The following is a 19,997-nucleotide window of genomic DNA, read 5'->3' on the forward strand; positions in this document are numbered from 1 at the left end:
CAACGCGATGAGCAGAGAGGACTGTTCGGACATGAGCAAGTTCCTGATCCGGGGCGCGGCGGTGTGCGCCGTGCTCGCCCTGGTGAAGCTGACCCTGCCCGACATCAAGCGCTATCTGCGGCTCCGGCGGATGTGACGCCGGGACCGCTGGGACAAACGGAGGACGCCAGGCCCGGTGCCCGGCGCGGCGCGAGGGCCGTGCCGGGCACCGGGCCTGTAATGGTCCACGGCGCCGGGCTCCCTGCCCGGAGCGGTGGGACGGCAGTCGCGGGCCCGACGGGCGGAGAGAGCCGATGCACGAGATGTCGATCGCCCTGGCGATCGTCGACCAGGTCACGGCCCGGTCCGAGGCCCGGGCGGGCTCCACCGCCGAACGCGTCCGGCTCCAGGTCGGCGAACTCGCCGGGGTGGTGCCCCAGGCGCTGCAGTTCGGCTTCGACCTGGTCTGCGAAGGCACGCCGCTGGCCGGCGCCGAGCTGCAGATCGACGCCGTCCCGGCCCTCGCCGAGTGCGGCCCGTGCGGGACCGGCTGGGCCCCCGGCATGCCGCCCGACCTGGTCTGCCCGACCTGCGGCAACGGCAACGGCACCGAGCTGGTCGCCGGCCGCGAGTTGCAGATCACCGCTGTGCACTGGGCCGGCGAACCGGCCCCCCAAGCCGAGGAGTTGTGAGCCCGTGTGCCGTGTGGTCGAGCTGAAGCAGTCGGTACTGGCCCGCAACGACGAGTGTGCCCTCGCCCTGCGCGAGGAGCTGACGGCCCGCGGGACGGTCGCCGTCAACCTGCTCTCCAGCCCCGGCAGCGGGAAGACCGAGCTGCTGGAGCGTGAACTGACCCTGGCCCGCGAGCGCGGCCTCCCGGTGGCCGCCCTCACCGCGGACCTGGCGACCGAGCACGACGCCGTCCGGCTCGCCCGCTCCGGCGTACCCGTCAAGCAGGTGCTCACCGACGGGCTGTGCCACCTGGAGGCGCACATGCTGCGCGGGCACCTGGACGGCTGGCTGCCGCAGGACACCCGGCTGCTGTTCGTGGAGAACGTCGGCAACCTGGTCTGCCCGGCCGGCTACGACCTCGGCGAGACGCTGCGCGTGGTGCTGGCCTCCGTCACCGAGGGCGAGGACAAGCCGCTCAAGTACCCGACCGCCTTCGGCCTGGCCAACCTGGTCGTCGTCACCAAGACCGACCTCGCGGCGGCGGTCGGCTTCGACGAGGCCGCCTTCCGGGCCAACGTGGTCCGGGTCAACCCGGGCGTCGAGATCCTGCTGACCTCCGCCCGGGACGGGCAGGGCGTCGGCACGCTGCTCGACCGGGCGCTGGACGCCCTCGCGGGCGGGCCGGTGCACCGGCCGGTGATGGCCCGCCAGGCGCCGCACGACCACGACCACGACCACGGGCACGGGGACTCCGGCGGCCACCACGGGCACGGCCGCGCCGGAGCGGCACACGAGCACCGCGAACACCCCGCGCCGCTCCGGTGACCGACCTGCGGGCTCCCGCCGCTCCGGTGGAACGGCGGGAGGTGACGGTACGCGGCGTCGTCCAGGGCGTCGGCTTCCGCCCGTTCGTCCACGGGCTGGCCGTCGGGCTGGGACTCGCCGGGCACGTCACCAACACCGGGGAGGGCGTGCTCGCCGAGGTCGAGGGCGCCGCCGGGGCCCTCGACGAGTTCTGCGCACGGATCGGCCGGGACGCGCCCCCGCTCGCCGAGGTCGAGTCCGTGTCGCACCGGCCGGCCACCGCCACCGGGCGGGCCGGATTCCGGATCCTCGCCTCGGTGCCCGGCGGCCCGCAGCGCACCCTCGTCCCCCCGGACGTGGCCACCTGCGACGCCTGCCTCGCCGAGTTGGCCGACCCGGGCGACCGGCGCCACCGGCACCCCTTCATCAGCTGCACCCACTGCGGGCCCCGGTTCACCATCGTCACCGCCCTGCCGTACGACCGGGCCACCACCACCATGGCCCGCTTCCCGATGTGCGACGCCTGCCGCGCCGAGTACACCGACCCGGGCGACCGGCGCTTCCACGCCCAGCCGATCGCCTGCCACGACTGCGGGCCGACCCTGCGGCTGTCCGGCGCCGCCGAGGCGAGCGGCGGGCTGGCCGTGGACGCCGCCCGGACGCTGCTCGCCGCCGGCGCGATCGTGGCGGTCAAGGGGATCGGCGGCTACCACCTGGCCTGCAACGCCGCCGACGCCGCCGCCGTCGAACTGCTCCGCCGACGCAAGGGGCGCGCCGACAAGCCCTTCGCGCTGATGGCCCGATCGACCGCCGAGCTCGAACCGCTGGTGCACGCCGGGCCCGCCGAACTCGCCCTGCTCACCGGGCGGGAGCGGCCGATCGTCCTGCTCAGACGGCGCCCCGGAGCCCCCGGCGTCGCCGCCGCCGTCGCACCCCGCAGCCCCGACCTCGGCGTGATGCTGCCCTACACCCCCCTGCACCACCTGCTGCTGGGCCTGCCCGGCGACCCCGCCGGCCCCGGGCTGCTCGTGCTGACCAGCGGCAACCTGTCCGGCGAGTCGATCGTCACGGACGACTGCGAGGCCAGGGAACGGCTCGCGCCGCTCGCCGACGCCTGGCTGACGCACGACCGGCCGATCCAGGTGCCCTGCGACGACTCCGTGGTCCGGGTCTGCGACGGCGAGCCGCTGCTGCTGCGCCGCTCCCGCGGGTACGTGCCCCGGCCGCTCACCCTGCCGGCCCCCGTGCCGCCGACCCTGGCCGTCGGCGGGGACCTCAAGAACACCTGCTGCCTGGGCGAGGGCGACCGGGCCTGGCTGTCCGCCCACATCGGCGACATGGACGACCTCTCCACCCTGCGCGCCTTCGACCGGGCCGAGCGCCACCTGGAGGCCGTCACCGGCGTGCGGCCCGAACTGCTCGCCGCCGACCGCCACCCCGGCTACCGGTCGGGCGGCTGGGCCCGCCGGTCGGCCGCCGGCCGCCCGGTGGAACAGGTGCAGCACCACCACGCGCACATCGCCTCCGCCATGGCCGAACACCGCCTGGACGCGCGGGCCCGGGTGATCGGGGTGGCCTTCGACGGCACCGGCTACGGCGAGGACGGCGCCGTCTGGGGCGGCGAGGTGCTGCTGGCCGGGTATGCCGGCTTCGAGCGCTTCGGGCGGCTCGGCTACGTCCCGCTGCCGGGCGGCGACGCGGCGGTGCGCCGCCCGTACCGGACCGCGCTCGCCCAGCTCTGGGCCGCAGGCCTGCCGTGGACCCCTGGGCTGCCCTGCGTCCGGGCCTGCCCCGACGACGAACTCGGCGCTCTGAAAGTGCAGTTGACGCGCAACCTGAACTGTGTGGCGAGCTCCGGGATGGGCCGGCTGTTCGACGCCGTGTCCGCGCTCGCCGGGATCTGCCAGGTGGCCGGGTACGAGGCCCAGGCCGCCGTCGAGCTGGAGGCGGCGGCGCTCGCCGCACCGGCCGGCGGGAGCTACCGGTTCGGTCTGCGGCCGGGCGCCGGCGGGGTCGACGGGGAGCTGGTCGCCGAACCCGGGCCGGTGATCGCCGCCGTGACCGCCGACGTCCTCGGCGGGACGCCGCCGGGCGTCGTCGCGGCCCGCTTCCACGCCGGTGTGGCCGACCTGGTGCTGCGGCTGAGCGAGGCCGCCCGGGACCGCCACGGGCTGGGGACGGTGGCGCTGACCGGCGGGGTGTTCGCCAACACGCTGCTGTCCACCACCTGCGCCGGCGGGCTGCGGGCGGCCGGGTTCGAGGTGCTGCGCCACCGGCTGGTCCCGCCCAACGACGGCGGGCTGGCACTCGGCCAGCTGGTGGTGGCGGCGGCCCGCACGCGGTGACCGTGACCGCACGGCGCGACCGCGACCGTACGAAGAGGCGAGGAGAGACTCATGTGCCTGGCGGTGCCCGGCAAGGTGTTGGAGATCGAGGAACGCGACGGTACCCGGATGGCGGTGGTCGACTTCGGCGGCGTGGTCAAGGACGTCTGCCTGGAGTACCTGCCGGACCTGGAGGTCGGCGAGTACGCCATCGTCCACGTCGGTTTCGCCCTGCAGCGCCTCGACGAGGAGTCGGCGCTGCGGACCCTGGAGCTGTTCGCCGAGATCGGCGCGCTCCAGGAGGAGTTCGGTGACCCATGGGCGCTGGCCGCCGAGGCGGCCGGCGGGGAGGAGCAGCGGTGAAGTATCTGGAGGAGTTCCAGGACCCCGAGCTGGCACGGCGACTGCTGGCCGACATCCGGGCCACGGTGACCCGCCCGTGGGCGCTGATGGAGGTCTGCGGCGGGCAGACGCACAGCATCATCCGGCACGGGCTCGACCAACTGCTGCCGGAGGAGATCGAGTTGATCCACGGGCCGGGCTGCCCGGTCTGTGTCACCCCGCTGGAGGTGATCGACAAGGCACTGGAGATCGCCGCCCGGCCCGGGGTGATCTTCTGCTCCTTCGGGGACATGCTGCGGGTGCCGGGCAGCGACCGCGACCTGTTCCAGGTGAAGAGCGCCGGCGGCGACGTCCGGGTGGTGTACTCGCCGCTGGACGCGCTGCGGATCGCCCAGGAGAACCCGGCGCGGGAGGTGGTGTTCTTCGGCATCGGCTTCGAGACCACCGCTCCCCCGAACGCGATGACCGTCTACCAGGCGCGCCGGCTCGGGATCCGCAACTTCAGCCTGCTGGTCTCGCACGTCCGGGTACCGCCCGCGATCACCGCGCTGATGGAGTCGCCGACCTGCCGGGTCCAGGCCTTCCTGGCCGCGGGCCACGTCTGCTCGGTGATGGGCACCGAGGAGTACCCGGAGCTGGCCGAGCGGTACCGGGTGCCGATCGTGGTCACCGGATTCGAGCCGCTGGACATCCTGGAGGGCGTCCGGCGGGCCGTGCGGCAGCTGGAACGCGGCGAGGCCACGGTCGAGAACGCCTACCGCCGGGCCGTGCGGGACGAGGGCAACCCGGCCGCGCGGGCGATGATCGAGGACGTCTTCGAGGTCACCGACCGGGCCTGGCGCGGGATCGGGGTGATTCCCGGCAGCGGCTGGCGACTCGCCGAGAAGTACCGGGAGTTCGACGCCGAGCAGCGTTTCTCGGTGAGCGGGATCACCACCGTCGAGCCGGCCGAGTGCCGCAGCGGCGAGGTCCTCCAGGGGCTGCTGAAGCCGCACGAGTGCGCCGCCTTCGGCACCGTGTGCACCCCGCGCACCCCGCTCGGCGCGACCATGGTCTCCAGCGAGGGCGCCTGCGCCGCGTACTACCTGTACCGCCGCCTCGGCACCACGAGCACCACGGGCACCACTCGGGAGGCGAGCCGCGTTGGCTGACCTGATCAGTGTCGAAAGCACCACGGCGGCACCGGACTTCGACGGTTGGAGCTGCCCGCTCCCGCTGCGCGACCAGCCACGGATCGTGCTCGGGCACGGCGGCGGCGGGGTGCTCTCCGCCGAGCTGGTGAAGCACATCTTCGCTCCGGCGTACGGCGGTTCGGTGCTCGCCGAGATGGGAGACGCGGCGACGGTGACCCTCGGTGGCACCCGACTCGCCTTCTCCACCGACTCGTTCGTCGTCCGGCCGCTGTTCTTCCCCGGCGGGAGCATCGGGGACCTGGCGGTCAACGGGACGGTCAACGACCTCGCCATGTCGGGCGCCCGGGCGGCGTACCTGTCCTGCGGGTTCATCCTGGAGGAGGGTGTGGAGACCTCGGTGGTGGCGCGGGTCGCACAGGCGATCGGGGACGCCGCCCGGGCCGCCGGGGTCGAGATCGCCACCGGCGACACCAAGGTCGTCGAGGCCGGCCACGGCGACGGCGTCTACCTCAACACCGCCGGCATCGGGCTGATCCCGGCCGGGGTCGACATCCGGCCGCAGCGCGCGCGGCCCGGCGACGTGGTGATCGTCAGCGGGGACATCGGTGTGCACGGCGTCGCCGTGATGAGTGTCCGCGAAGGCCTGGAGTTCGGGGTGGACATCCGCAGCGACTGCGCCGCGCTCGGCGGCCTGGTGCAGGCCATGCTGGACGTCACCCCCGATCTGCACGTGCTGCGCGACCCCACCCGGGGCGGGCTGGCGGCGGCACTCAACGAGATCGCCTCCGCGGCCGGCGTCGGGGTGGTCGTCCAGGAGCGCAGCATCCCGGTGCCGGCTCCGGTGGCCAACGCCTGCGCCATCCTGGGGCTCGACCCGCTGTACGTCGCCAACGAGGGCAAGTTGGTGGCCTTCGTGCCGCGGGAGAGCGCCGAGCAGGTGCTGGCGGCGATGCGTGCCCACCCGCTCGGCGCGGGCGCGGCCGTCGTCGGCGAGTGCGTGGACGAGCACCACGGGATGGTGGTCGCCCGCACCGGTCTGGGCGGTACCCGGGTGGTCGACCTGCCGATCGGGGAGCAACTGCCCCGAATCTGCTGAGAGTTCTCCGTGCCCGGACGGCTCCGGCCCGCTCGCGCGAGTGAGCGGGCCGGAGCCGTCCGCCGGGTCGGGTCCTCCGTCGGGTCGGGTCCGCGGATCAGGCGGCGGATCAGCGCGGCGGGGACGGTCGGGTCAGGGCCTGCGCCGTCCGCTCGGCGGCGGCGCGCATCCACCGGGCCGGCGAACGGCGGGCCACCGCGTTCGACAACTCCCCTCCCCCGTACGACAGTCGGCGCCATCTGGCATCGGTGAGGCGCAGGCCGAGCGCGCTCAGCAGCCCGGCGCCGCCGTCGGTGGAGGCCGAGTCGCCCAGGCCCAGCAGGAGGCGGTGGGCGCCGTGGTCGAGGGCGGCCGCGACGACCTCGCCGGTGCCCCGGGTGGTGGCCGTGAGCGGTGCGGGGTGCCGCATCAGCGGGAGGCCGCCGGTGCTGGCAACCGGTACCTGGTGCTCGGCCTCGGCGCGGGGCAGGCCGCCGACCTCGCGGTGCCGCCCGACCGGGGCGATCTGATCGCCTACGGGCCGCTGCTGTCCGATGACGGCGCCGCCTGACTGGGCCCGGCGGTGTTGGTCCGGGCGCCGGACTCGGAGACCGCAGGCGCCATACTGACCCCCGACCGGTACGCCGACATCGAGGTGCACAACTGGCAGTTCGGCGGGCGCCCGTGACGACCGAGGACCACGGGCGCATCGGTCTGACGCACGCCGCTGAACCTGCGGCTCAGCGGCTGGACGCCCCATCCGGCCCGCTCGCGGAGTACGGCACCGCACTGCACGGGCTCGGCATGCTACGGGTGTTCCAGTCGACGATGGCGGCGGAGCGGGCCCGGGGACTTCGAGTGTGGCTGGGAATGCCGGTGGGCGGCGTACGCCGATGTGGTGTCGGGGTACGCCGTCCTGGGGTGGGGCGGGGTGGGGCGGGGCAGGGTGGGGTGGGTGGTGGTTACTTCGGGTCGCGGTTGAAGGTGGCGGTGGACCAGCGGTAGCCGAGTGCGGTGAGGGCGAGGCACCAGGCGATGGCGAGCCAGCCGTTGTGGCCGATCTCGGTGCCGAGCAGCAGGCCGCGGAGGGTTTCGATGGCGGGGGTGAACGGCTGGTACTCGGCGATGGGCTGGAACCAGCCGGGCATGGAGTGGATCGGGGTGAAGGCGCTGGACAGCAGTGGCAGCAGGATCAGCGGCATCGCGTTGTTGCTGGCGGCCTCGGCGTTGGGACTGATCAGGCCCATGCCGACGGCGATCCAGGTGAGGGCCAGGGCGAACAGCACCAGCAGTCCGAGGGCGGCGAGCCACTCCAGGGCGGTGGCGTGGGTGGAGCGGAAGCCGATGGCCACGGCGACGGCGCCGACGAGGAGCACGCTGGCGACGGACTGCAGCACGCTGGAGGCGACGTGCCCGACGAGGACCGAGGGGCGGTGGATCGCCATGGTCCGGAAGCGGGCGATGATGCCCTCGGTCATGTCGTTGGAGACGGAGACCGCGGTGCCGACGACGGTGCTGCCGATGGTCATCAGCAGCAGGCCCGGGACGACGTAGGCGATGTAGGCGGCGCGGTTCGGGCTGCCGCCGGCGAGGCCGGCGCTCATCGTGTCGCCGAAGATGTAGACGAAGAGCAGCAGCAGCATGATCGGGGTGAGCAGCAGGTTCAGGGTGAGGGAGGGGTAGCGCCGGGCGTGCAGGAGGTTGCGGCGCAGCATGGTGGAGGAGTCGCGTGCGGCGAGGGTGAGGGAGCTCATCGTGCGGCCTCCGTGGGCTGGTCGGGCTGGTTGGGGATGCGGGGTTGGGGGTCGGTGCCGGCGGTGAGGGCGAAGAAGACGTCGTCGAGGTCGGGGGTGTGGACGGTGAGTTCGTCCGCGTCGATGCCGGCCGTGTCCAGTCGGTCGAGGACGGCGCGCAGTTGGCGTTGGCTGCCGTCGTTGGGGATCTGGAGTGTCAGTGCGTCGTCGTCGCGGGTGGCGTCGTGCAGGGCGAGGGTGGCGTTGCGGTAGGCGGTCGGGTCGGTGAAGCGCAGTCGGACGTGGCCGCCGGGGACGAGGCGTTTGAGTTCGTCGGCGGTGCCTTCGGCGGCGATCCTGCCGTCGTTGAGGACGGCGATGCGGTCGGCGAGTTCGTCGGCCTCGTCCAGGTACTGGGTGGTGAGCAGGACGGTGACGCCGTCGGTGACGAGCCCGCGGATGATCTGCCACATGGTGTGCCGGGAGCGGGGGTCGAGGCCGGTGGTCGGCTCGTCGAGGAAGATGATCCGCGGGTCGCCGACCAGGGTCATCGCGATGTCCAGGCGGCGTTTCATGCCGCCGGAGTAGGTGGAGGCGGGCTTCCTCGCCGCCTCGACCAGGTCGAAGCGTTCCAGCAGCTCGGCGGTGGTGCGCCGCCCCTCCCGCCTGGACAGGTGGTGCAGGTCCGCCATGAGCAGCATGTTCTCCTCGCCGGTGATCAGCCCGTCGACGGCGGAGAACTGCCCGGTGACACCGATCGCGGCGCGCACGGCCTGCGGGTCGGTGGCGACGTCGTGGCCCGCGACCCGGGCCTGCCCGCCGTCCGCGGAGATCAGCGTGGACAGGATCTTCACCGCGGTGGTCTTGCCCGCGCCGTTCGGCCCGAGCAGCGCGAACACCGACCCCGCCGGGATGAACAGATCGACACCGTCGAGAACGGTCTTGTCGCCATAGGACTTACGAAGACCGTTCGCCGCGATGGCCGGGTTGGTCATGATGGGTGCTCCTTCAGAGGCTGCGGGCGGTGATGTCGCCCTGGGTGGTGGTGGCGTGGATGGTGAGGGCGGCGTCGGCGCCGTCGGTGTTCTTGAGCGCGTTGTCGATGCGGCCGTAGGAGGTGCCGGCGTTCAGGGCGGCGGAGACGCCGCGGGCGGCGCCGATCGAGATGTCGCCGGCCTGGGTGCGCAGTTCGACGGTGCCGCGTGCGGCCTCGGTGATGTGGAGGTCGCCCTGCTGGGTGGTGATCTTCGCGGGGCCGCCCAGGCGGCCGACCGCGATGTCGCCGGCGAGGAGGGTGAGGTGGGCGCTCGCGGTCTCGTCGAGCTTGACCGCGCCCCGGGCGGTGTCGAAGGTGACGTCGCCGAGCCGTCCGACGCCGCGGAGTTCGGCGTCGGCGGCCTTCGCCTCGATCCGGGAGCCGGCGGGCAGTTGGACGGTGACCTCGACGGATCCGCAGGCGCCGAGGATCTGGTTCCTCGCCTCCGGGGCGTTGATCCGCAGGACGCCGTCGGCGTACTCGACGGTGGTCTGCTCGGCCGCCTTCACGTCGCGGCCCTTCGAGGCGTTCGCGGGCAGGACCTCGACCGTGGTGTCGGTGCGGTCGGCGGCGATGAAGCGGAGGCGGCCGGCGGGGATGTCGAGGACGGCGGTGATCGGGGTGGGGGTGGCGAACTTCTGCATGGCGTTCTCTCCTGCACTCGTTGTTTCTGACTCCGGGAACGCTACGTTGCGTTCAAGAATCGCGCAACGAGTTCGTTGCGCACGATCGGCATCAGTGCAGGTAGAAGCCCAAGTTTCGTTGCAACGGATCTGGCTTTAACGCAACGAACGCCTCGCTGTGCGTTGCATTGGATTGAGAGTGAACGCTATGCGGCAGGCATCAGGGGAGCGTGAAAGGGGCGGCACGTCGCAGTTCGGCCGGCGGCAGGAGCACGGAGACCGTGCGGTCGGGTCGCGGGCGCCCAGGTCCGCGCGCCGACGACCCAAGGAAGTTGACGATGCAACAGTTGGAGAGGGTCCGGCCGGCGGCCGTGGGTGCCGGCGACGGCTCGAATTCGGCGCGCCTTCCGATCGGGTACCCCCCGGGGGTTTCGACGTGAGCGGACGGGGGTGGCACGATGGCGAACACTGTGACTGCCCGACTGCCTCGCGTGATCCGTTCGGGGGCCTTCGCCGCGCTGTGCGTGGCGCTGGCCGCCTGTGCGCACGTCAGTATGACGCCGGCTGAGCTGCCCTCGCGGTGGCTCGCGTTGGCGTTCGCGGGCGTCATGGCCTGCTCCTGGCTCGCCGCCGGACGGCGCCGCGGACCGCTCGCGGTCACCGGCTGGATGCTGGCCGTGCAGGGCGCTCTGCACCAGCTGTTCGACGGGGTGCAGCAGACGCCGGGCCTCCAGGCCGGAAAGCCGGACTGGGTGGCCCTGCTGCTCTGCGAGGCCGGTCCCGTCCGGGGTCGGATCGACCCGGAGGAGCTGGCACGCGCCGCCGGGCTGGACCCTTCCGCCGTCCCGGCGACCCTCCAGGGCATGCCCGAGATGGCGGGGATGAGCGGCATGACGGGGATGACCCACACGACCCCCGTCGCGCACCTGGGGTCGGCGCTCGGCGACGGCCTGTCCACGGCGCACCCCGCGTCCGTCGGAATGGTCGCCGCGCACATCCTGGCCGCGCTGGCCTGCGCCCTGCTGTTCTGCCGCGGCGACGCCGCCGTGGCCGGGGTCGGCCGGCTCCTGCTGGCCCTCGCGGGCATCGTCGCCCCTCTGGTCCTGCGTCCAACGGCCGTCCGGGCGCCGCTCGTCCGGCGGCGGCCGTACGAGCGGCACAGACCCGCGGCCGAACCCGTCCTGCTGCACGTGGTGGTACGGCGCGGCCCGCCGCGGCCCGTCTCGCTGTGACACGCCCGCCACCCCGCCCGCCGACCGCCCGACCGGTGGTCGCCGCGCCGACGCGCTGACCGGACCGCCGGTCGGCGCCCGGGTGGTGGGCCGGTCGCCCCGTACCCGCCCGCCTCGCCGCGGGCGCCAGGGGCATGCCCCGCACCGCGCCGTTCCGGCCGGCCGTCACGGCCGGACCGGTGGGCCGACCACGCGTCGGCGACGGCCGCCGGGTGCGGGCCCGCCGTCTCCCCCTTGACCTCAGGACTCCACCATGTCTGTCAGCCTTCCGGCTGCCCGGCGCCCGGCCGACGCGGCGATACCGCCGGCCGGCGGCCGGGCCCCCGCCCTTCCCACCACCCGCCGCACCGCGCACCTGGCGACCCGCTCGGCCGACCGGGTCTCACTCGCCGCCGAGTGCCGCGTCAAGCCGCCCCATCAGTCCCCGCGTCCAGCCCTCGGACGGCCCTGGCGCCTGCCCGGCCAGCTCGTCCAGTCGGCGCGCCGCCCGCAGCCACTGCGCGCACTCCACGCAGGCGGCGGCACCGTCCGGGGCGTCGAACTCGGCGGAGGGGGCTGCACGATGGTCCGGGCATCTCATAGGTCCATCGTCCCGCACCCCCGGGGCCGTCGATCACTCCGCCCCCGCGCCCAGGGGGGCCGCGGATGAACGACGACCAGCTCACCGCACTGGCCCTGGCGGCCGGCGGCGGCGACCGGCAGGCTCTGGAGGAGTTCATCCGCGCCACCCAGCGCGACGTCTGGCGGTTCGTCGCCCACCTCGCCGACACCGATGCGGCCGACGACCTCGCCCAGGAGACCTTCCTGCGCGCCCTGCGCAGCCTCCCCGGCTTCAGCGGCCGGGCCTCCGCCCGGACGTGGCTCCTCTCGATCGCCCGCCGCACCGTGGTGGACCGTTACCGCCGGTCGTCCGTCCGGCCGAGAAACGCCGGCATCCCGGACTGGGAGGAGGTGGTGGACCGTCGGCCCACCCCGCCCGGGGGCTTCGAGGAGGGCGTCGCCCTGGCCGACCTGCTGGCGCGGGTCTCGGTCGACCGCCGCGAGGTGTTCGTGCTGACCCAGGTCCTGGGCTACAGCTACCAGGAGGCCGCGGCGGTGTGCGGCTGCCCGGTGGGCACCGTGCGCTCGCGGCTGGCCCGGGCCCGCGACGAGCTGGTGCTGCTGCTCCGGGCCGCCGAGTGCGCGGACCGGGACCCGGTCCTCGGGCGCGGCCTGCCGGCGGTGGTCGGCGGCTGAGCCGGGACGGTGGCGGGGCCGGGACGGTGGCGGGGCCCGTGCGTCCACGGCCCCGCCGCCACCGGCCGTCCGGCTACGGCTACGGCTACGGCTACGGCTACGGCTACGGCTACGGCAGGCTCTGGCAGGATCGCAGCCGCACGGAACACGACCCTTGGAGGACGGATGGCGCACCTGCCCGTGGCCGAGTACCTGGAGACCCTCCCGCACGGCACGGTGTTCGCCGCCGTCCACCTGACCGACGAACAGGACAATCCGCTGCTGCTGCGCAGCGTCTACGACCCGGAGGAGTGGCAGTTCGGCGGCGGGAACCTGGAGTTCGCCGACCTGGCCGACGGCCTGTGGTCCTGCGCGCGGCGGGAGACCTGCGAGGAGACCGGCCTGGAACTGCCCGAGCGGCCCGGCCCGCTGCTCGTCGTGGTGTACGCCCCGCCGGCCGGCGCGTGGCCGTTCAAGCTGGGCTTCGTCTTCGACGGCGGCACCCTCACCGACCGCCGGATCGCCGGTATCCGGCTGGACCCCGGCGAGCACAGCTCGTACGCCGTCCGCCCGCTGGGCGAGTGGCGCCGTCTGGTCGCGCCGCGGCGGCTGCGGCTGATCGAGGCCGCCGCCCAGGCGCGGGCGGACGGCCGCACGGTGGTCCTCCACCTGGGCGCGGAGGCGTAGCGGCCGCCCGCCGTCCCGGCGCGGAGGCCAACGGCCCGCAGGTGGGCGGTGCTACCCGGCGCGGGTTCCGCCCTCGTCGCAGCTCTCGTGCAGCAGGTCCATCAGCCGGCGATGGTCCTCGAACTCACGTGTCCTGGCGGAGCTTTCGAGGACGATCGACCTCGCCTGGCCGAGGCTCTCCGGGCCGCCCCCCAGCAGTTCCCGTGTCACGAGAATCGCGTCGACCGGGCCCAAGCCTCGCTCGGCCAGCAGACGTTGGACGTCCTCCTGGTCCGCGCCCGCGGCGCAGGCCGACCGGATCTCCGTCACCAGCCCGTTCAGCAGGGCGGCACGCTCCGGATCGAGACCGCTCGGCAGCATGGTCGGTTCCTCCTCGGGATGGTCACCTGGATCCTGGCACACCACACACCGCACGGGTGGCTCGCGAGGACGTATCGCTCCGAGTTCGACGGCCCCACCGGCGCGGATGCCTGCCGCACCGGCGGGTCGGTCGGCTCGATGCCGGTCCGCGCCGGAGCGGACCGCCCGGCTGCTGCTCGCCGGCGCGGTCACCGTGACGACCGACTGGATCCGGCCGTTCCGTGACACCTGGCTGGCCCCGGAGGCGGGTCCGTGGGCGGGCCGCAGTCTCCTCGGTCTGCACCGCGTCAGCCGCCGGCTCGACCGGGCGGGCCGCGGCGACGAACCGGAAGGGGTCCGACCCGGAGATCAGCCGCTCCCCCCGCTCGCGGCGGGTCAGGCCGGCGGGTCGGCCGGGCGCACCCATCCGGACGACCACCGGGCAGCCGCCCGCCACGCCGTGAACCAGCGGGAGCGCACGGCCAGGGCGGGTGGTCCGCGCGAGGTGCTTCGCGACCGCCGAACACAGCTCCCCGCGCGCCCGGCGGCTCGTCGGTGCCGCCTGCCGCAGCTCGGCGAGCGTCGCCCCCGGCCCGGCGCCGCGGTACCGCGCGGAGCCCTCCCGTAGCCCGGTCACCAGGGCGGCGTCGTCCGACGAGCCCGCGAAGGCGCCCGGGTCCCCCAGCACGAGCATGCCGATGTCGGTGGCCACGGTCGTCGAGATCTCGGCCTCGGGCCGTGGTGCGGCGGTCATCCGGTCCTCCCCCGTCCAGCCCCCGTCCGGCCCTCGCCGGCGGAAACGCTCAGCGTAGCGGGGCGGGGCCGGGCGCCGCGGCCGGCGGCCACCCGGTGCTGTGACGTGACACGACCGGTGTGTGTGCCGGGAGTTGGGGGTCCGGTGTCGGCGGGCCGGGATATGGTCCCCTCGCAAGGCGCCGCACATCACGTTCGCAACGGGGAGATCAGCCATGGGCAAGTCCGACGGCAGCGCGCACGAGGGATTCACGGCCGAGGAGCGGGCCGCGATGAAGGAGCACGCCAAGGAGCTGAAGTCCGCCGCGCGCCGCAGCTCGCACGCGGACAAGGCGGCGGAGGCGGAGCGCGAGGTGCTCGCGAAGATCGCGGAGATGCAGGACTCGGACCGGATCATGGCCGAGCGCGTCCATGCCGTCGTCAAGGCCAACGCCCCGCTCCTCGCGCCGAAGCTCTGGTACGGGATGCCGGCCTACGCGCTGGACGGCAAGGTGGTCTGTTTCTTCCAGAGCGCGGAGAAGTTCAAGGCGCGCTACGCGACGCTCGGGTTCAGCGACCAGGCGAAGCTGGACGAGGGCACGATGTGGGCGACCGCTTTCGCCCTGACCGAGGTGACGGCCGAGGTGGAGGCACGGATCACGGCACTCGTGAAGCAGGCGGTGAGCTGACGGGCCCGGCACCCGCCTGATCCCGGGTCTGCTCGGAGCCCCCGCCCGGTCGTCACCGGGCGGGGGCTTCGGCCTGTCTGCTGCCCGCCTGCGGTCGGGCCGGCATCCCGAGCGACCTAATCGCTCAGGTGTTCGATATGAGGCGTATCCTGGCTGCCATGACCGTCCACGTGCAGGGTTCGCTGTTCGACGCGGCCGAGGAGATCGGCCTGCGGCGGCTGGTCGGGGTGCGGCGGACGGTGCTGGGACACGGGGCGTGGATCGATCTGCTGCCCGGGTGGCTGACGGGTTCGGACGCGCTGTTCGAGGAGCTGGCCGCAGGCGTGGACTGGCAGGAGGAGCGGCGGCTGATGTACGAGCGGGTGGTGGCCGTTCCCCGGTTGCTGGCGTACTTCCGGGCCGGTGAGCCGCTCCCCCATCCGGTGCTGGAGCGGGCGCGGGCCGAGCTCGGCGCGTACTACGCGGCGGAGCTGCGGGAGCCGTTCGTCAGCGCCGGGCTGTGCTACTACCGGGACGGACGGGACAGTGTGGCCTGGCACGGCGACCGGATCGGGCGGGGTGACCGGGAGGACACCATGGTGGCGATCGTGTCGGTCGGTGAGCCGCGCCCGTTGCTTCTGCGGCCCCGGTTCGGCGGTGGGGCGACGGTGCGCCAGGCCCTGGGGCACGGGGACCTGATCGTGATGGGCGGTTCCTGCCAGCGCACCTGGGAGCACGCCGTCCCGAAGACGGCGCGCCCGGTGGGGCCGCGGATCAGTATCCAGTTCCGGCCGCGCGGTGTGGCCTGAGCGGCCGGGTCAGGCCGGGTCCCCGGCGGTCCACTCGATCCGTGGCGGCCGGATCGCCGCGCACACCGGCAGCCCCGCCGCGTCGGTGAGCCGCAGGCGGCCGGTGAGCCGGCCGGCCCGGACTGCCTCGGCCAGGGTGTCGGGGTCGACCGCGTCGAGCATCAGCTTGGCCCGGCGGAACATGGCGTGTCCGCCGTCCGGCTCCGCGGCGACCCAGGACAGGTAGACGAACCGCCCGCCCAGGCGGTTCTGCAGATAGGGGCCGTGGAGTTCGACGCCGTCCGGGCCCTGCGCGGCGGTGCAGTCCAGGGTCCAGGCGGCGGCCGGCGCGTCGCCCGGCACCAGGTCGAGCAGTTCGCCGGGGCGGTCCTTGCGCTGGACGCCCACGTGGAGGTCCTGCCGGCCCTCGAACCCGGGAGCGGTGGGGCAGGAGCGGCCCGGCAGAGCGGTGGCCTCGATGCGGATCTGCATGGCGACCAGTCTCCCCCACCGGGCCCGCGCCTCAGCGCACGGCCTCGCCGTAGAAGTCCGGCACCGGCTGCCCGCCGCCCGCCGCGACGACCGCGTCGTGCACCCACTTGCCGACCGCGAGGTCCAGGATGCCCAGGCCGAACGGCGAGAAGACCGCCGCCCGTCCGGGGTCGCGCACCACCGTGCCGGCCAGCAGGTCGGCGATCGTCCCGTGCACGAAGTCCCGGTGCCCGACCTGCTGTTCGGCCAGGTGCAGGGAGGTCCGCTCGCGTACGGCGTGGTCGATGTCGTCGGTGAAGTTCTGCGCGGCGAGGACCAGTTCGGGCGCCAGGTCGCGCAGCGAGAGGTGCAGCACCACCGGCGCGTGGGCGAGCAGGCCGGGGTCGGTGAGGTGCGGCTCCCCGGCGACGGTGGTGAGGATCACCAGGTCGCAGTCGGTGAAGGCGCCGGCCGCCTCGTCGACCACCTGGACGTCCTCGACGCCGTCCGCGGTGAGGGTGGCGGCGAAGCGCTCGGCGTGCGCGCGGGACAGGTCGAAGATCCGGAAACCGTCGAACTGCCACTTGAGGTCCCGGAGGAACTTCCACACGTGGCCGCCGATCAGGCCGGCCCCGACCAGGCCGATCCGCTTCACCCGGCGCCCGCCCACCAGGGCCTCGGCGCCCAGCACGGCGGAGGCCGCGGTGCGGCTGGCGGAGACCACCGAGGACTCCATGGCGACGATCGGGTAGCCGGTCTCGGTGTCGTTGAGCAGCAGGACGGCCGAGGCGCGCGGGATGCCGCGGGCGGGGTTGTCCGGGAAGCTCGCGATCCACTTGATGCCCGCCACCTCGAACTCACCGCCCAGGTAGGCCGGCAGCGAGATGATCCGGGAGTTCGGGCGCTGCGGGAAGCGCAGGAAGGCGCTCTCGGGGTTGACGCTGTGGCCGGCGGCGTGCGTGACGTAGGCGCGGCGCACCACGTCGACGCAGGTGGCCCGGTTGGCGTCGACGTGGCGCAGCACGTCCTCGCCGGTCAGCACGCGCAGCTGCGGCAGGGTGAGCGGGGCGGCCTGGGTGTCGGTCATCGTTCGGTGCTCCTGAGCGGTAGGGACGGTGGGGCGGTGCGTCACACGGCGGTGCGTCACAGGGCGGACGGCAGGGCGGCGCCCGGCCAGTCGGCGGGGGCGGGGCGGCCGGCGAAGGACCGGGCGACCCAGCCCGCGTCGTACACGGTCTCGGCGTACGCGGTGCCGCGGTCGGCGCAGAGGAAGGCGACGGTCGGGCGCGGCCCGGCGGTCGGGCGGCGGCCGAAGTAGTGGCCGATGGCGGCGTAGACGCTGCCGGTGGAACCGCCGGCGTACAGGCCGTGCTTGCGGACCAGTTCCAGGCAGCCCTGGACGGCGGCCGGTTCGGGGACGATCACCACGTCGTCGATCAGCGCCCGGTCGCACAGCGGCGGGACCAGACTGGAGCCGAGGCCGGGCAGCAGGCGGGTCTGCGGCGGCTGGCCGAAGATCGCCGAGCCGGCCGCGTCCACCGCGACCACGGTGGCGGCCGGGTGGGCCTCCTTGACCCGGCGGGAGACGCCGGCGATCGTGCCACCGGTGCTGACGCCGAGGAAGACGTAGTCGAGCCGGGGCAGCGCGGCGCAGAGTTCGCCGCCGGTCATCTCGTAGTGCGCGAGCAGGGCGTCCTCGTTGGCGTACTGGTTGGGCCAGTACACGTGCCGGTACTCGGTCTGCAGCTCCTTGACCCTGGTCAGCCGGGTGGTGAGGTAACCGCCGCTCTGGTCCCGCTCGGTGACCTTCTCCACCCGGTCGCACATGATGCCGAGGTACGCCTCGGTGAGCTGGTTGCAGTTGGGGTCGATCACCGGCACGAAGCCGATGCCGAGCGAACGGCAGAACGCGGCCATCGAGATGGCGAAGTTCCCCGAGGAGGACTCGACCACCGTGGTCTCGGTGGTGATCTCGCCGCGCTCGATGGCGCCCTTGAGGATCCAGAACGCCGAGCGGTCCTTGGAGCTGCCGTTCGGGTTGCAGTACTCCAGCTTGGCGTAGAGGTCCACGTTCTCGTCCTCGATCCGCACCAGCGGCGTCTCGGAGAAGGTCGCGGCCAGCATCGCGAGACGGCTGCGCAGCGGCCCGGCCGGCGCGTCGGCACCGGTCAGGGCCGGGTCCGGGGCGAGGGCCGCCGCCGGGTCGAGGACTGCGGGCGCACACTCGGCAGGCCGTGGCATCGTCGACACGGTGCAGTCCTTGTGACCGTTCTGTGCTGGCATAACGCCGTTTCTCCAGTCGTGTGTGACGGGTGTGGGGGGATACCCCGGGCAGCGGGCGATCGCGCGGCGGCCCGCCGCGCTTCGCCGGGTCGGTGCGCTTCGCCGGTGGTCGGGTCGCCGTCGGCCCGTCCGGCCCGGCCTGTGGCGGAGCGGTACGGTGCGTGCCCGCTACCAGTCGGCGGTGGCGAAGGAGAGCAGGGTCGCCCGCTCCGCCGCGTCGACCAGGGGCACCCGGCGCACGGACAGGTCCGGGTCGGCCACCGCGGCGGCGAGCAGCAGCCGGTAGTGGTTGGCCATCCGGCCGACGGTCGCCGCATCGAACAGGTCGGTGTCGTACTTGAACGCCACCTTCACTGCGCCGTCGCTCTGCAGCACCTCGGCACTCAGATCGAACTGGCCCTCCTGCTGCGGCAGGTCGAAACCGGTCAGCCGGACGCCGTGGTGGAGCAGCTCGGGCTTGGCGCCGTCCTCGGGGGCCAGCAGTTCGAGCAGCGGCTGGAACCGGGTGGCGGTGATCAGGCTGAACATGCTCTGGAACACCGGGGTACGGCTGGGGTCGTGCGCCAGGCCCAGCTCGGCGGGCAGCAGCGGCAGCGGCAGGTCGCGGTGCGCGATGCCCTGCCGCAGTTGGTCCGCGGTCCGCTCCAGCAGCCGGCGGAAGGTCAGGTCGCCGTCGGTGAAGGCGGCCCGGCAGGGCAGGGTGTTGACGAAGTAGCCGACTGTGCTGCGCATGGTCCGCTCCGGCCGGGTGCTGACGGCGTAGCCGACCAGGAACTCGGGCTGCGCCGTCCAGCGGTGCAGCAGGGCCTGGAAGGCGCCGAAGAGCAGGACGAACGGGGTCACCCCCGCCGCGGCGGCGGCCGGCCGCAGTGACCTGGCCAGGTCCTCGGGCAGCCGGAAGTCCCAGCTGGCGCCGGTGAACCGCTTGCGGGCGGGGCGTGGCCGGTCCGTCGGCAGTTCCAGCGCGGACGGCACGCCTTCGCAGACCGCCCGCCAGTGGTCGGCCAGCACGGCCCGGCGCGGCGAGTCGAGCAGTTCCCGTTCCGCGGCGACGTACTCCCGGTACGGGCGGGCGACGCCCGCGCGGCCCGGATCCTCGCCGTCCAGCTCGGCCCGGTAGGCCGTCAGCAGGTCCTCCAGGACGAGTACCTGGGACGCGCCGTCGGTCACCGCGTGGTGTGCCGCCAGCAGCAGCACCACGTCCTCGCGGGACCGGCGCAGCAGCAGGAGCCGGACCGGGCCCGGTTCCGCGAGGTCGAACGGGCGGGCGACGGCCTCGCGCGCCGCGGCGTGCAGCTGCTCCTCGGTCGTGTCGGGCAGCTCGCGGATCTCCAGCAGGCCCGGCAGGGCGTCGGCGACGACCCGGCGCGGACGCCCGTCCCGCTCGGTGAAGCCCGAGCGCAGCAGCTCGTGCCGGGCCGCGACCGAGGCGGCGGCGCGGTGCAGCGCCGCGTCGTCGAGCGCCTGGCGGATCCGGACGGCCATCGCGACGTTGTACGCCGGGCTGGCCGGGGCCAGCTTCTGCAGGAACCAGAGGGCCTCCTGCCCGAGCGAGACCTCGTGCCCGGCCTGCGGGGTGGGCTCGGCGGTCAACGCTGCCCCACCAGGCCGTGCAGGTACGCGGTGATGGCGCCGATGGTCGGGTGGTCCCAGGCGAGGGTGGATTCCAGCTCCAGGTCGTAGCGGTCCTCGATCTCGGTGATGATGCTCATCCCGTAGACCGAGTCGAGGCCGTACTCGACCAGCTTGACGTCGGGCCGGAGCTCGTCCGCGGGCCGGTCGAGGTAGTAGGCGACGCGGCCGGTGAGCCAGTCGGCGATGGCCTCGGCGGAGGTGTCGATGGCGGTGTCGGACATGTCGG

General features: G+C 74.0%; 23 protein-coding genes and 1 pseudogene. 13 read left to right on the forward strand and 11 right to left on the reverse strand.

The window, feature by feature from the left end:
• The first annotated feature begins 31 nt into the window (after positions 1-31).
• From OG871_RS07340 to hypE, 7 genes are all read left to right on the forward strand, one after another.
• Positions 32-136 (forward strand): hypothetical protein, encoded by a 105-nt coding sequence (locus OG871_RS07340; RefSeq protein WP_371495184.1) that lies wholly within the window; start codon positions 32-34, stop codon positions 134-136.
• 157 nt (positions 137-293) lie between these two features.
• Positions 294-671 carry a hydrogenase maturation nickel metallochaperone HypA gene (locus OG871_RS07345; RefSeq protein ID WP_371495186.1) on the forward strand — a complete coding sequence of 126 codons (378 nt, stop codon included), beginning with the start codon at positions 294-296 and terminating at the stop codon, positions 669-671.
• Between the two features lie 4 nt (positions 672-675).
• Positions 676-1,476, forward strand: a complete 801-nt coding sequence (gene hypB / locus OG871_RS07350) for a hydrogenase nickel incorporation protein HypB (protein WP_371495188.1) — start codon at positions 676-678, stop codon at positions 1,474-1,476.
• Entirely contained in the window at positions 1,473-3,800 is a 2,328-nt protein-coding gene (gene hypF / locus OG871_RS07355; RefSeq protein ID WP_371495190.1) for a carbamoyltransferase HypF, read from the forward strand. Before hypB ends, hypF begins: the two co-directional genes overlap by 4 nt.
• A 51-nt stretch (positions 3,801-3,851) precedes the next feature.
• Complete coding sequence (locus OG871_RS07360; protein WP_371495192.1) at positions 3,852-4,142, forward strand: HypC/HybG/HupF family hydrogenase formation chaperone; 291 nt, start codon at positions 3,852-3,854, stop codon at positions 4,140-4,142.
• On the forward strand, positions 4,139-5,272 hold the full coding sequence (hypD, locus tag OG871_RS07365) for a hydrogenase formation protein HypD (protein ID WP_371495193.1): 1,134 nt from the start codon (positions 4,139-4,141) through the stop codon (positions 5,270-5,272). Before OG871_RS07360 ends, hypD begins: the two co-directional genes overlap by 4 nt.
• Positions 5,265-6,350, forward strand: coding sequence for a hydrogenase expression/formation protein HypE (gene hypE / locus OG871_RS07370; RefSeq protein ID WP_371495195.1), 1,086 nt, complete (start codon positions 5,265-5,267; stop codon positions 6,348-6,350). Before hypD ends, hypE begins: the two co-directional genes overlap by 8 nt.
• A gap of 109 nt (positions 6,351-6,459) precedes the next feature.
• On the opposite strand, the gene OG871_RS07375 is transcribed toward hypE, so the two are convergent.
• Positions 6,460-6,759 (reverse strand): glycerate kinase, encoded by a 300-nt coding sequence (locus OG871_RS07375; RefSeq protein WP_371495197.1) that lies wholly within the window; start codon positions 6,757-6,759, stop codon positions 6,460-6,462.
• A gap of 21 nt (positions 6,760-6,780) precedes the next feature.
• On the opposite strand from OG871_RS07375, the pseudogene OG871_RS07380 reads away from it, so the two are divergent.
• Positions 6,781-7,017 (forward strand): annotated as a pseudogene (locus tag OG871_RS07380) (hypothetical protein); the annotation flags it as partial.
• Positions 7,018-7,291: 274 nt separating this feature from the next.
• Here the strand turns inward: OG871_RS07380 and OG871_RS07385 are convergent.
• Genes OG871_RS07385 through OG871_RS07395 form a run of 3 tightly spaced genes read right to left on the reverse strand, consistent with a single transcriptional unit; the run spans position 7,292 to position 9,742 of the window.
• Positions 7,292-8,083, reverse strand: coding sequence for an ABC transporter permease (locus OG871_RS07385; protein ID WP_371494985.1), 792 nt, complete (start codon positions 8,081-8,083; stop codon positions 7,292-7,294).
• Complete coding sequence (locus OG871_RS07390; protein WP_371495199.1) at positions 8,080-9,057, reverse strand: ATP-binding cassette domain-containing protein; 978 nt, start codon at positions 9,055-9,057, stop codon at positions 8,080-8,082. The genes OG871_RS07385 and OG871_RS07390 overlap by 4 nt, the downstream gene beginning before the upstream one ends.
• Positions 9,058-9,070: 13 nt before the next feature.
• A complete protein-coding gene (locus tag OG871_RS07395) occupies positions 9,071-9,742 on the reverse strand; it encodes a DUF4097 family beta strand repeat-containing protein (protein WP_371495201.1) in 672 nt (223 codons plus the stop codon).
• A gap of 470 nt (positions 9,743-10,212) precedes the next feature.
• Here OG871_RS07395 and OG871_RS07400 point away from each other — a divergent pair, with 470 nt between their 5' ends.
• Positions 10,213-10,953 carry a hypothetical protein gene (locus OG871_RS07400; RefSeq protein WP_371495203.1) on the forward strand — a complete coding sequence of 247 codons (741 nt, stop codon included), beginning with the start codon at positions 10,213-10,215 and terminating at the stop codon, positions 10,951-10,953.
• 382 nt (positions 10,954-11,335) lie between these two features.
• Here the strand turns inward: OG871_RS07400 and OG871_RS07405 are convergent, their stop codons facing one another.
• The gene (locus tag OG871_RS07405; protein ID WP_371495205.1) at positions 11,336-11,533 is read right to left on the reverse strand and encodes a hypothetical protein; all 198 of its coding nucleotides are present in this window, start codon (positions 11,531-11,533) and stop codon (positions 11,336-11,338) included.
• 65 nt (positions 11,534-11,598) lie between these two features.
• On the opposite strand from OG871_RS07405, the gene OG871_RS07410 reads away from it, so the two are divergent.
• Both OG871_RS07410 and OG871_RS07415 read left to right on the forward strand, forming a co-directional pair.
• Positions 11,599-12,189, forward strand: a complete 591-nt coding sequence (locus OG871_RS07410; RefSeq protein ID WP_371495206.1) for a sigma-70 family RNA polymerase sigma factor — start codon at positions 11,599-11,601, stop codon at positions 12,187-12,189.
• Positions 12,190-12,354: 165 nt separating this feature from the next.
• On the forward strand, positions 12,355-12,855 hold the full coding sequence (locus tag OG871_RS07415) for an NUDIX domain-containing protein (protein ID WP_371495207.1): 501 nt from the start codon (positions 12,355-12,357) through the stop codon (positions 12,853-12,855).
• 51 nt (positions 12,856-12,906) lie between these two features.
• Here the strand turns inward: OG871_RS07415 and OG871_RS07420 are convergent, their stop codons facing one another.
• Positions 12,907-13,215 carry a hypothetical protein gene (locus OG871_RS07420; RefSeq protein ID WP_371495209.1) on the reverse strand — a complete coding sequence of 103 codons (309 nt, stop codon included), beginning with the start codon at positions 13,213-13,215 and terminating at the stop codon, positions 12,907-12,909.
• 947 nt (positions 13,216-14,162) lie between these two features.
• Between OG871_RS07420 and OG871_RS07425 the strand changes: the two genes are divergently transcribed.
• Entirely contained in the window at positions 14,163-14,615 is a 453-nt protein-coding gene (locus tag OG871_RS07425) for an iron chaperone (protein ID WP_371495211.1), read from the forward strand.
• Between the two features lie 158 nt (positions 14,616-14,773).
• The gene (locus OG871_RS07430) at positions 14,774-15,403 is read left to right on the forward strand and encodes an alpha-ketoglutarate-dependent dioxygenase AlkB (protein ID WP_371495213.1); all 630 of its coding nucleotides are present in this window, start codon (positions 14,774-14,776) and stop codon (positions 15,401-15,403) included.
• 9 nt (positions 15,404-15,412) lie between these two features.
• On the opposite strand, the gene OG871_RS07435 is transcribed toward OG871_RS07430, so the two are convergent.
• The 5 genes from OG871_RS07435 to OG871_RS07455 all read right to left on the reverse strand — a co-directional run bounded on the left by OG871_RS07435 (position 15,413) and on the right by OG871_RS07455 (position 19,992).
• Positions 15,413-15,874 (reverse strand): DUF5990 family protein, encoded by a 462-nt coding sequence (locus tag OG871_RS07435; protein ID WP_371495215.1) that lies wholly within the window; start codon positions 15,872-15,874, stop codon positions 15,413-15,415.
• Between the two features lie 31 nt (positions 15,875-15,905).
• Positions 15,906-16,940 (reverse strand): 2,3-diaminopropionate biosynthesis protein SbnB, encoded by a 1,035-nt coding sequence (gene sbnB / locus OG871_RS07440; RefSeq protein ID WP_371495217.1) that lies wholly within the window; start codon positions 16,938-16,940, stop codon positions 15,906-15,908.
• 56 nt (positions 16,941-16,996) lie between these two features.
• A complete protein-coding gene (gene sbnA / locus OG871_RS07445) occupies positions 16,997-18,094 on the reverse strand; it encodes a 2,3-diaminopropionate biosynthesis protein SbnA (protein ID WP_371503235.1) in 1,098 nt (365 codons plus the stop codon).
• A gap of 210 nt (positions 18,095-18,304) precedes the next feature.
• A complete protein-coding gene (locus OG871_RS07450) occupies positions 18,305-19,729 on the reverse strand; it encodes a condensation domain-containing protein (protein WP_371495219.1) in 1,425 nt (474 codons plus the stop codon).
• The gene (locus tag OG871_RS07455; RefSeq protein WP_371495221.1) at positions 19,726-19,992 is read right to left on the reverse strand and encodes an acyl carrier protein; all 267 of its coding nucleotides are present in this window, start codon (positions 19,990-19,992) and stop codon (positions 19,726-19,728) included. Before OG871_RS07455 ends, OG871_RS07450 begins: the two co-directional genes overlap by 4 nt.
• Between the last annotated feature and the right edge of the window lie 5 nt (positions 19,993-19,997).

The organism is Kitasatospora sp. NBC_00374, from assembly GCF_041434935.1.
GTDB lineage: Bacteria > Actinomycetota > Actinomycetes > Streptomycetales > Streptomycetaceae > Kitasatospora.